At 43.1% G+C, this 11,988-nt stretch carries 11 protein-coding genes; 6 read left to right on the forward strand and 5 right to left on the reverse strand.

The window, feature by feature from the left end; translation table 11 throughout:
• Positions 1–282: 282 nt before the first annotated feature.
• From WKT13_RS01425 to rnc, 3 genes are all read left to right on the forward strand, one after another.
• The gene (locus WKT13_RS01425) at positions 283–519 is read left to right on the forward strand and encodes an acyl carrier protein (protein ID WP_021994360.1); all 237 of its coding nucleotides are present in this window, start codon (positions 283–285) and stop codon (positions 517–519) included.
• Between the two features lie 190 nt (positions 520–709).
• A complete protein-coding gene (fabF, locus tag WKT13_RS01430) occupies positions 710–1,972 on the forward strand; it encodes a beta-ketoacyl-ACP synthase II (RefSeq protein ID WP_298619989.1) in 1,263 nt (420 codons plus the stop codon).
• Entirely contained in the window at positions 1,962–2,951 is a 990-nt protein-coding gene (rnc, locus tag WKT13_RS01435) for a ribonuclease III (protein ID WP_340322508.1), read from the forward strand. The genes fabF and rnc overlap by 11 nt, the downstream gene beginning before the upstream one ends.
• Before the next feature lie 151 nt (positions 2,952–3,102).
• Here the strand turns inward: rnc and WKT13_RS01440 are convergent, their stop codons facing one another.
• Both WKT13_RS01440 and WKT13_RS01445 read right to left on the reverse strand, forming a co-directional pair.
• Positions 3,103–3,495, reverse strand: coding sequence for a hypothetical protein (locus tag WKT13_RS01440; protein WP_340322509.1), 393 nt, complete (start codon positions 3,493–3,495; stop codon positions 3,103–3,105).
• A 97-nt stretch (positions 3,496–3,592) separates the two neighbouring features.
• On the reverse strand, positions 3,593–4,603 hold the full coding sequence (locus WKT13_RS01445) for a hypothetical protein (protein WP_340322510.1): 1,011 nt from the start codon (positions 4,601–4,603) through the stop codon (positions 3,593–3,595).
• A 598-nt stretch (positions 4,604–5,201) separates the two neighbouring features.
• Between WKT13_RS01445 and WKT13_RS01450 the strand changes: the two genes are divergently transcribed.
• A complete protein-coding gene (locus WKT13_RS01450) occupies positions 5,202–5,645 on the forward strand; it encodes an HU family DNA-binding protein (RefSeq protein WP_340322511.1) in 444 nt (147 codons plus the stop codon).
• Positions 5,646–5,689: 44 nt separating this feature from the next.
• Positions 5,690–5,800: a smalltalk protein gene (locus WKT13_RS01455; RefSeq protein WP_295312685.1), complete on the forward strand. Its 111-nt coding sequence runs from the start codon at positions 5,690–5,692 to the stop codon at positions 5,798–5,800.
• A 574-nt stretch (positions 5,801–6,374) separates the two neighbouring features.
• Here WKT13_RS01455 and WKT13_RS01460 read toward each other — a convergent pair.
• Both WKT13_RS01460 and WKT13_RS01465 read right to left on the reverse strand, forming a co-directional pair.
• The gene (locus tag WKT13_RS01460) at positions 6,375–6,950 is read right to left on the reverse strand and encodes a DUF2971 domain-containing protein (protein ID WP_340322512.1); all 576 of its coding nucleotides are present in this window, start codon (positions 6,948–6,950) and stop codon (positions 6,375–6,377) included.
• A gap of 11 nt (positions 6,951–6,961) precedes the next feature.
• On the reverse strand, positions 6,962–8,377 hold the full coding sequence (locus WKT13_RS01465) for a WG repeat-containing protein (protein ID WP_340322513.1): 1,416 nt from the start codon (positions 8,375–8,377) through the stop codon (positions 6,962–6,964).
• 778 nt (positions 8,378–9,155) lie between these two features.
• On the opposite strand from WKT13_RS01465, the gene WKT13_RS01470 reads away from it, so the two are divergent.
• Positions 9,156–11,186: a beta-L-arabinofuranosidase domain-containing protein gene (locus WKT13_RS01470; RefSeq protein WP_340322514.1), complete on the forward strand. Its 2,031-nt coding sequence runs from the start codon at positions 9,156–9,158 to the stop codon at positions 11,184–11,186.
• Positions 11,187–11,336: 150 nt separating this feature from the next.
• Here the strand turns inward: WKT13_RS01470 and WKT13_RS01475 are convergent, their stop codons facing one another.
• Positions 11,337–11,636, reverse strand: a complete 300-nt coding sequence (locus tag WKT13_RS01475; RefSeq protein ID WP_340322515.1) for a nitrous oxide-stimulated promoter family protein — start codon at positions 11,634–11,636, stop codon at positions 11,337–11,339.
• Between the last annotated feature and the right edge of the window lie 352 nt (positions 11,637–11,988).

Below are 11,988 nucleotides of genomic sequence, written 5' to 3' on the forward strand. Positions count from 1 at the left end.
TAAAAGGGGCAAACATGCAAATAAATAGAACGATTTTTCGCACCTTGGCACCGCTGAAAACGCTGTCACACAGCGTTGTGCGTGCCGATATGCGCCCGTAGTGTTATGATAATCAGACTGAAAGAAGGAAAAGGTGGTCTTTTTTTGCACAATTGTTATGTATTTGTGCAAAGATGCGTCGATTTTTCAAAAAAATATTTGTCCATGTAAATAAAAAGTTGTTCCTTTGCAACGATTTACAAAAATAGGATATTATTTACAAACACTTTAAAATTTAAAATTATGTCAGAAATCGAATCTAAAGTAAAAGCCATTATCGTTGACAAACTCGGTGTTGATGAAGCAGACGTAAAGCCTGAAGCAAGTTTCACAAACGACCTTGGTGCAGACTCTCTGGACACCGTTGAGCTCATCATGGAATTCGAAAAGGAATTCGGTATCTCTATTCCAGACGATAAGGCTGAAAAGATAGCAACTGTTGGCGACGCAATCAGCTATATCGAGGAAAATACAAAATAAACTTTCCTGAAGTTTATTCTTTATGGCTTATGGTTAATGAGCTGTAATTTCGTTTCGTTTTTGACATATGCCGGTGTTTGTCGTTTTTTATGACAAATATTCAAGACAAATGCCCTGAAGAATGAAATTATCGGAACTCATTCACCATAAACCATAAATTTTTTATTCTAACATAATCAAAATCAATATAATGGAATTAAAAAGAGTAGTAGTAACAGGCCTTGGTGCTGTAACACCGGTGGGAAACAGCGTCGAAGAGACATGGAACAACCTCATTGCCGGTAAAAGCGGTGCCGCTCCTATTACACAGTTTGATTGCTCTAAGTTCAAATCCCAGTTTGCATGCGAGGTGAAGAACCTCAACATCAACGACTACATCGACCGCAAGGAAGCGCGCAAGATGGACCGTTACACACAGTTTGCCATCATCTCGGCTATGCAGGCAGTGAAAGACAGCGGCATGGATCTGGAGACAATCGACAAGAACCGTGTCGGCGTGGTATTCGGTGTAGGCATCGGTGGTATCAAGACATTCGAGGACGAAGTGTCTTACTACGCACAGAACAAAGAGAACGGACCTAAATTCAATCCTTTCTTTATTCCGAAAATGATTGCAGACATCGCGTCTGGACACATATCAATCATGTATGGTTTCCATGGTCCGAACTATACAACAACATCGGCATGTGCTTCTTCTACAAACGCACTGGCCGACGCATTCAACCTCATACGCCTGGGCAAGGCCGACATGATTGTCAGCGGTGGTGCCGAAGCAGCTATCTGCGCATGCGGTGTAGGCGGTTTCAACGCCATGCACGCACTCTCCACACGCAACGACGATCCTGAACACGCATCACGTCCGTTCAGCGCAAGCCGCGACGGATTCGTAATGGGTGAGGGCGCAGGATGTCTCATCCTCGAGGAACTGGAGCATGCTAAGGCACGCGGTGCTAAGATCTACGCCGAAATGGTAGGCGAAGGCATGAGCGCCGACGCTCACCACATCACAGCATCTCATCCGGAAGGACTTGGTGCAAAGCTCGTGATGGAAGCCGCTCTGGCCGACGCCGGACTCAAACCGGAGGACATCGACTACATCAACGTGCACGGAACATCAACACCTGTAGGCGACGTTTCTGAGGCAAAAGCCATCAAGGAAGTGTTCGGCGAGGCTGCATACAAGCTGAACATCAGCTCTACAAAGTCAATGACTGGCCACCTGCTTGGTGCTGCCGGTGCAGTAGAAGCAATGGTTTCTGTTCTTTCTGTAAAGAACGACATCATTCCTCCTACAATCAACCACGACGAGGACGACAAGGACGAAAACGTGGACTACAACCTCAACTTCACTTTCAACAAGGCACAGAAAAGAGAAGTAAGGGCCGCACTGAGCAACACATTCGGTTTCGGCGGTCACAATGCATGTGTAGTATTCAAGAAATATGCTGAATAATATTATAGACCGGATAAAGCTCCCCTTCCGAAAGGAAAAGGAGCTTTATTTGTCTTTATACCGGATCATCGGATTCTATCCGCACGACATCTCGCTCTACAAGCTCGCGCTCATGCACAAAAGCATGTTCAAACGCAATGAGAAAGGCAAGCCCGTGAACAACGAAAGGCTCGAATTTCTCGGCGATGCCATACTCGATGCGACCGTCGGCGACATAGTCTATCGCCATTTCCCGGGCAAACGCGAAGGCTTCCTCACAAACACAAGAAGCAAACTCGTGCAGCGCGAAATGCTCAACAAGCTGGCACAGGAAATGGGGATAAACCAGCTGATATGCTACAGCAGCCACGGTTCTTCGCACAACAGCTACATGGGCGGCAACGCTTTCGAGGCTCTCGTTGGAGCAATATATCTCGACCGGGGCTACGACGCATGTATGCGCTTCATGAAAAAACGCATACTCAGCGAGATGGTGAACATCGACAAGGTGGCCTATCGCGAGGTGAACTTCAAAAGCAAACTCATAGAGTGGAGTCAGAAAAACCGCGTGATGCTCGAGTTCAAGATCATCGAACAGAAGAAAGACGAGCAGGGAAGCCCGATGTTCAGATATGCCGTTGAGATAGAAGGCATTGCCGGATGTGAGGGCACCGGATACAGCAAGAAGGAAAGCCAGCAGATGGCATCGAAGCTCACACTGGCAAGACTGCGCAAGGAACCGCAGTTCATCGACGAGATATTCGCGGCCAAAACCAACCGCACAAAGATGGAGGAAGAGCCCACCGCGGCACTGCCCGACACAGGCGACAACAGCACTCCACAGCCCGTAGAAGACAGACCGGTGAGCACAAACACCACAGACACCGCTGTCGACGACAACGAATTCGACCTGAGCAACATAAGCATGAAACGCCTCGGACGCGAGGACATCATAGCACGGGCCGAAGCACTCGCCTACGCCGACACGAAAACATCCTGACACAGCCGGACAGAATCATTTAGGAAGCAGCAGAGATACAGCTCTGCCACACCAAAAACAAATATAAAAAAGAGGATATGCTTATTGACACATCCTCTTTTATAACCTTTATTATATAATACGCATCAGCGTATTTATTTTTACCAAGGAATCAATATATCTTTTGGTATTGTTGTTCTCCCCAGAAAATATAACCGCCACGATATTCAAGAGTTGTTGTCCAATTCGGATCAACAACACCATCTGTATTCATCTTCACTCCTTTCAGCTTTATTGTATTGCCTTTGAACGAATAAGTATACTCTGCATAAGAAGAAGTAATACCCTTCTTGTTTACTAATTCATATCGCCCCGTTTTATCTCTGTCAAATGTATAATACAAATAAATATTATCATAAGTATAACAATAGGTTCCGTAAAAATCTTCTCCTATAGTTGTACCTTCATCTTCATCATCACTTCCACATGCAGCCAAACAACCTGCAATAAAAATTACACTAAGCATTACATATAACGCTCCTCTTAATTTCAATAACTTTTTCATACGATAATTAATTTGTTATACGTTGGTGAAATTAAATCTGCATAAATCCAATTTCACCAACATATAAAGAATACATTTCTAAAATCTCAACCTATCATTATTTTTGCAACACAACGTTATTGCGTTTCTGCAGATGTTTGAGCATTCTAAACAGTTTTGTTCCTGCTTTCCTTGCTTTGGGACCTGCATAATGCTTTGCAAAAGATGAAGCCATCTTACTTCTCACATCATTGATCGCAGTATAGGCATAATCTTGTATCTCCCCGTCTATATTTTCACTCTTTATTGTGCCGTCGCTGTTCAGTTCATAGCTTACGTTAGTTTCATACGGTTCATAGCTTTCACCGTCTTCTGTATATTCGTTAATTATTATTTCCGGCAAGTTCTTAGGACCGACACCGAACAAACCGACAATTGCTACAGAAGAAATATCGTAATCTATCAGGTAATAACTCAAGACAACAGGAATCTGTCTTGTTTTGTTTTCCATACCTTCATTATATGTTATGTCATATTTATCTATGGTTTCAGACTTTTCTCCATTTTCATAATCTACATATTTGGTTGTTATGTTCACGAGATTATCATTACTCCAGGTATAAGTCGATTTTCCGGTGCCTGAATATTTAAATTCAATTCCTTCATATATTTCTTTCTCGTCAGAAGTAAGAGTCGTAGATGTAATATGGTTGCTTTTGTCATAAGTGAACGATATGCTCAAACTGCCGCTTGATACTTCTCCTTCTTCATTCTCGTTCCACGAACCGGACAATTTTGTAATGTATCCTTTTTGATTGAAAGCAACCTTCATTCCCATGCCTTCAGAATCAAAGTAAACGGAATTATCACTATAATCTATTTCCACTTCCTTGAACGGTCCGTCATAATAATCGTATGTTTCAACAACGTTGCAACGTTTCTTTTCATCATAATGGAAAATGTACTGACCTGCCTGAGTAAGCAACTTGCCAGAGAAGGTCACAGAAGGTCCGCCGGGATTAGAGCCACCGCTGTTTTCTTCGTCATCATCACCACATGAGGAAAATGCCACCGAACACAGTGCCAATGCTATGCCTGGCACAATTGAAAAGATAAATTTTTTGTTCATTTCTAATCTGTTTTTTCGTTAAATATATCGACAAATTATTGAGATTAATATGCAATAGAATACTTCTGATATTTTCAATTATTTCTTGAATCCGACAGCAGAAGTCATGACTGTCATAAGTAAAATTTATTAACTGTTTCGGCAGCAAAAATAAATAAATGTAAACACAGCCACAAATGGCAAATTTGCAGATTGGTATCAGACATCGGAGAATATTGTCCAACTGGTAAAAATATGATATTAAATGGTTAAATATTTTCCGATACACATTTCAATAATAAAACATACCACATCCGACAACGCCATACGGCATACCCTTATATGAACTCCCTGCCACTATTGACCGCCCAATCGCTATTGCATACCTTTGCATCGCATTCAGGGAAAATCCCATGCGGAGGACACTCTTTCATGCAAAGAACAGCCACACGGAGGCAGAGCCCGCACCTTATATAATATGAGGCGCACACGGAGCCAGGGCCGGCAAGGCTCCCACGCACACCGTCCGGACGGAACAAGGGCGGGCCGTCTGTCCCGACAGGCTGAAGTCTCTCCTTATAATCAAAACCATTAAAACACAAAGAAAGGAAAACACATCATGGCAGTTAAGTACAAAATCTATCAGAGCAACCGTAAGGACGCATTCAACGGCAAATGGTATGCACGCGCCGTACACGAAGGAACAGTGACCACCGACGACCTCGCCGACATCATGCAGGACAACTGTACCGTGAAGCGCTCGGACATCCTGGCGGTGATAAGCGAGCTGGTCGACGCGATGACCACACAGCTCCAGAACTCAATGAAGGTGAAGATAGACCGCTTCGGAACATTCAAGCTGGGCATATCCACATCGCCGGCCGACACAGCCAAGGACTTCTCCGCAGGCAGCAACATAAAGAACATCCACGTGCTCTTCCTGCCTGAGGTCAAGATCGACGCCAAGGGCAACCGCATGCAGACCTTCATCTCCGGCGCAAAAGTGCAGGAAGCCACTCCTTACGACATCGACAAGGAGGACGGAACAGAAGAAGGCGTATAAACAGACAATCCATTTATAACCATTGAAAAAACAGACATAACATCATGAGCAAACTGAACACAAACGGATGGAAAGTGATAATGAAAGTGCTGATAGCCATCGCCACCACTATTCTCGGTGCACTCGGCGTACAGGAGGCGGGCAATGACAAATGACAACCGGGAACACATACTGTTCATTCTCCGCGTCATAGCACTCCTGATAACAATCATAGCTGCAATCAGCTGCTCGATAGTGCTCTATTGAACAGCCCATACTCAAAACACCTGCGAGGCTCCTATGCCCCGCAGGTGTTTTTTATGTCCTAATCTCTACGCAACCGTTATACCCAGAAACACATCAGGTTGCGCCTTTCTCCAAATCATTTTTTATACATACTCACCGTCACCGGCATTATACATCCGCCCGACCGGCAATACACCCCGCACCTGTTCCACCGCGCCTATCCCCGACACGCCACATTCTTTTCATACACCTACCCCATCTGTTTTCTCCGTATCTGAAAGAAGCTGAAAACATATCCTCTTATAACATAAATCCCCGAGCGTTACAGATAAGTCCATATCGCGTTATGAGACAGCCTGTATTAACCCCTGATATGGGCCATATCATGCCCTAATATTGCCTATATCACGCCATGATTAAGGCTGTATCGCAAGTCGGAACGGGCTGTTTTGCAGCATGTAAATAGCTTGAACTACAATTATGGGAATATAATATCAAAGAAGACTAAATGTATCCATATTCAATTTCTTCCTTGTTAATTCTGCGTATCTCTATCGTAGGATTAATAGCATGGATTAGCTTTTCATAAAATCTATAATCATCTTCAGATACTTTCAAGCCAAATATTATTTTATGAATCCTAATATGTAAATATGAAGTTTTCCGGAAGTATCGAACTTCTTTTTCATATTCCCATACTATGGATTTATGAGATAATAATTCTTTGCCTTCTTTCATATCATTTACAACAGGTATATTTTCTATATATCTAACGGTTGTTGGCTGCTCACGTTCGTTTACAGCACTTACTTCTATACAGCAACCTGTGTGACCATCAGCATAATGCGACCAAAGTAGAGTATGTCTATAATCTTCTGACAATGAACAAATCTTTGTTTTGTATTTTTTTGCTCTTAAAAGTTGAATAATGTACCCATTTGAAGGATTTGTTAAATATACCCCCTCCATAGGGTCATTAAGTTCATCATATCTTGATGCATATAATCTTTCATTCAGGATTATATCAATAAATCTTTTCAGATTCTGTAAACTCCTAAATTTATAATAATGTTGCTCCATATTTGTATCTATTAAAGACTGAAAGTATCATGCCCGTATCTATCTACATATCCATATTTTCCATATCGCTTAACTACTGCAAATCCTTCTGAAAAATCAGAAGCTTCATCATAAATAAATGGGATGACAGTTTGATTGTATTCGTTAATATAGCCAATTTTCCCATCTTTTCTTACAGGAATTACTCCTTCTTTAAATGTCCAACTATCTATAGCCTCCATTTCGTAAATAATAGGTATTACTACTTCCCCTGTTTCTTTGCGTGCCATTCCATATTTACCATTAACCATAACTACTACATATTTATCATCAAATCCATTTGCTATAAATGAATATTTACATGGAATAACAAATTCTCCTCTCGTATTAATCAAACCTTCCAAACCTGTTTTATCCTTAATAACGCTATATCCGTTTCGAAATTCTCCTATGTTTTGTATTTCGAAATACTCAGAAGCCAATTCTCCATTTTTGTTTATAAAAGCCCCCTCAAGTGGCGTTTCACGCATTAAAGGGAATCCCTTGTCAAACGACATTGTCATACCACCTCTATATTTCACAGATAACCCTGATGAGAATGGAGCTCCTGTTAGCCCATTTTGAAAAGGTATTGCAATCTTACCCGTATTATCAATGTATCCCCATTTGTCATCAATAGTCCCCACACTTCCACCATCAATGCTTACTCCTACAAGTCCTTCACAAAACCCACATCCATTATAAAGATTTGTATATTTACATGGAATGACAAGTTCTCCTTTTTTATTTATAAATCCATATAATCCGTTTTGCCGAACTGCAGCAAGACCATCACTAAAAGACTCGCAATACTCATAATTAAAAGGAATTACAATATTCCCTTTTAAATCAATGAATCCAGACTTCTCGTTCAAAAAAGCAACAGCCAAACTATCTTTTCCAAATGAACTTATGTTATCATATTTGCATGGAATAACTATATCCCCATATTGATTAATAGCTCCTGTTTTTTCACCTTTTTCCACAATAGAAACTCCAAGATAAAAGTCTTTAGCTTCATCGTATATACAAGGAATAACTTCATGCCCCAACTTATCTATAAAACCATATTTATTATTCTTACATACTTTTGCAAGACCTTCATGAAAATTATATAGCTCATCGTAATTCTTTGTAGCTTCTGCTAACTCTCGTGAAACTTTATCAATAGTAATATCCGCTATTTGTTTCCTATTAAACAGAGATACGATTATCCATATAACCAATAATAACAATAAGCCTCCCAAAACAAAAAATAATACTTTATTTTTCGATTTGTACTTATGTAATGAAGGTTTTGTGTCAGAAGTCTTTGAGGATTTCGTGGCATTTTCATTTTGACGTTTTCCGCAATGGCTACAGAAAGAAGAATCTTTATCAATTAATGAACCGCAATATTTACAAAACATAATAATCTTTATCTCTAAATTATACTATATTAAGGTTTGCCTAACGCAACATGAAGACATAACATAATGTTCTATATTAACAATATCTTATTCCATCAAAATACAAAGATAGAGGATTTTTACGATAATATTCTGTCCTACAATGTTTTTATTTGCTTCAGAAGAGGAATAAGAGTACATCCTATTCTCTCATCTTACTTTGCAGATGGAATTCCCAACCAATTTCTCCATTCATTCGCCTTTTATCCGAACCATTGCATAAGCAGAATGTCGTTCACGTATATATGGTAATGTCATTTTCTGTTCTTGTCTTCCTTAAATGTAAATATTGCTCATCATGGAACTTTTAGTTGAGAAATCACCTTTCAATCATACCATATTCAACTTGCACAATTCTTGAATTACCCTTTCAGAAAATTTCAAGGTGTTTCTGCAGTAGTCTATTAACAGTAACTGATCCACATAAGGAACTTTCTTGCAATATGAATGTTTATCATCTATGTACTTAATCTTTGTATTTCTACAATCTATCCATTTATAAATAGATGTAAATCTACAAAGATTTCAGCAAATATTTCTCACCCCAATATCAAAAACTCCACTGGAACACCTTTTAATACAGAATATTTCCTTAACTTTGTTCTCGGTGGCTATAGCAATTATTGTTTACAACCAAAATCAAGATACTGCACTACATTCCGCCAACCACCAGAATATCGCGAGCTATAATAATTCGTCAGAATCACATTACTAAACCAAACAACAAAACAATCGGACTATGATAAGAACGCTCATTGCAACGGCGGCACTTGCCCTGATAGCGTCAACAGGCGCGACAGCTGCCGAGACACAGACCACTTGTTATGCCAACAACCGCGAACCTCTGCTGCAGAAGCCTTACATCGAGCTGCCGCTGGGCAGCATAAAGGCAAAAGGGTGGCTGCTCGAGATGCTGCAACGACAGAAGAATGGCGCGACGGGACACATGGACACGCTCTATCCCGAAGTGATGGGAAAGCGCAACGGATGGCTCGGAGGCGACGGCGACCAGTGGGAGCGCGGCCCTTACTGGATAGACGGACTGCTGCCGCTGGCATACATTCTGGACGACGACGAGCTGAAGAAGAAGGTGCAACCGTGGATAGAATGGACGTTGCAGAGTCAGCGCGAGGACGGATACTTCGGACCGGCCAAGGACTACGGATATGAGTTCGGACTACAACGCGACAACTCTGCCGACTGGTGGCCGCGCATGGTGGTGCTGAAGGTGATGCAACAGTACTATTCGGCCACGCAGGACAAACGCGTCATAGACTTCATGACAAAATATTTCTACTATCAGTTCGCCACCCTGCCCACAAAACCGTTGGGCAACTGGACGTTCTGGGCTGAGTACAGGGCGTGCGACAACCTGCAGGCCGTGTATTGGCTATACAACATAACGGGTGACGAAACACTGCTCAGACTGGGAGAGCTGATACATGAGCAGGCCGTGGACTTCACAGACATGTTCATCAATGGCAACGTACTGTCGAGCATGAGAGGAATACACTGTGTGAATCTGGCGCAGGGACTGAAAGAACCCGTGATATACTACCAGCAGGCAAAGAACACGAAACATCTGCAGGCCACACTGAAGGGAATGAGAGATCTGCGCCGCTTCAACGGACAGGCGCAGGGTATGTTCGGCGGCGACGAGCTTCTGCACGGCAATGTGCCCACACAGGGTTCGGAACTGTGCTCGGCAGTGGAGATGATGTTCTCGCTGGAGAAGATGATGGAGATAACGGGCGATATGGAACTTGCTGCCCATCTGGAGCGTGTGGCGTTCAACGCTCTGCCAACTCAGATAACCGACGACTTCATGTATAAGCAGTATTTCCAGCAGGCAAACCAGGTGAAAATAACACGCCACATGCGCAACTTCTACGAGGAACAGTCGCACGGACACACCGACCTGGTGTTCGGCACACTCTCCGGATATCCGTGCTGCTACTCCAACATGCACCAGGGATGGCCCAAGTTCACTCAGAGTCTGTGGTACGCCACACCCGACAACGGACTGGCCGCACTGGTGTATTCGCCGTCGGAAGTGACGGCCCGGGTGGGCGGAGGCAGCTCCGTGACCATCAGCGAGGAAACATTCTACCCCATGGACGGCGAGATAAAGATGACAGTGCAGCTCAACTCGAAGGCCGACCGGAAGAAGGGCGTAAGGTTCCCGCTTCATCTGCGCATACCGAGATGGTGTTCAGAACCTGTGGTAAAAGTGAACAAGGTGCCGCAGAAAATCGACAGAGAAACAATGAAAATAGACCGTGTATGGCACGACAACGATGTCGTTACAATATCGTTCCCCATGCATATAACCACAAACTCATGGTATGAGGGTGCCCTATCCATAGAGCGCGGACCGCTGGTCTATGGTCTGAAGATGGAGGAAGTGTGGAAGAAGTGCGAATTCCCGGAGAACGAGAGGGCGCAGTTCGGCCAATACTATTATGAGGTGACGTCGCCATCGAAGTGGAACTACGGCATACTGAGCGTAAATTTAAACAATGGTGAAGATGCCGCCAAGGTAATCATAGACGAGGAGAAACTGAAAGGCAACTATCCGTGGAATCCGGAGAATGCGCCCGTACAGATAAAGCTGAAAGCCAAGGAGATACCGTCATGGCAGCTATACAACGAGATGGCCGGCCCCATGCCGTTCTACGGAATCCCCACCGACGCTCCGGTGGAGGAGATAACGCTCATACCCTACGGATGCACCACGCTGCGCATAAGCGAATTTCCAGTTGTCCGTTAAAGCAGACGGGCGGCAGCTAAAGACAGTGCATCGCCTATACATAAAGCAGGACGGCTGACAATGATCAGCCGTCCTGCTGTCTTTTCTATTCTTTGTGACGCGCATCCGGAGAGCATCATGCCATGATGTTGCATGCACACCGCACGGACATCACCGTCCGAGCCAGTGGCGCAGTGCAGCCAGCGGAGCATACAGCATCATGCGGGGTCCGGCCCAGCGCATCACACGGCGTATCATCTCGCGCTGTGCCGGTGCATAACAGTGAGTAGTGCATCGCCGGCACGCCCTTTTCTTCTCACCATAACGACACCGCGACAGCCTCAACGAGGCATAATCGCACAGTCTGACATACTCTTCGGGCATCTCCTTCAGATGCAGTTTATGACGGCAGTACAGTTCTATCATCATACGCACCACCCTCTTCTCACGTTCTATACGTCCGTTTCCCATACATCATAATATATGTCATACAACTCAAACAAAAGACAAAGATACAACAATCCTGCCTGATGCGAAAGAAAAACACTATCGGCCTGACGCCTTCGGTAACTGCCGGAAGACCGCATGCGGAGCACAATAGAGTCTTAACATCATATCAAGCTGATAGTCAGAGAGTAATGGTAAAACAACCATAAGTTTTACTAAATAATGTTTTCAGGACAGTATCAACAAATTAAAAAAACGTATATTTTTTACATATATCCTACATTTCATATGATTTATCGGCAAATAATTTGTGAAAACCACATTTTTATGATATTTTTGTAAGTTGTAAGACAAAATAATATTTCATTGTGTTTAT

The sequence above is a fragment of the Prevotella sp. HCN-7019 genome (assembly GCF_037890215.1).
In the GTDB taxonomy this organism is placed as follows: domain Bacteria; phylum Bacteroidota; class Bacteroidia; order Bacteroidales; family Bacteroidaceae; genus Prevotella.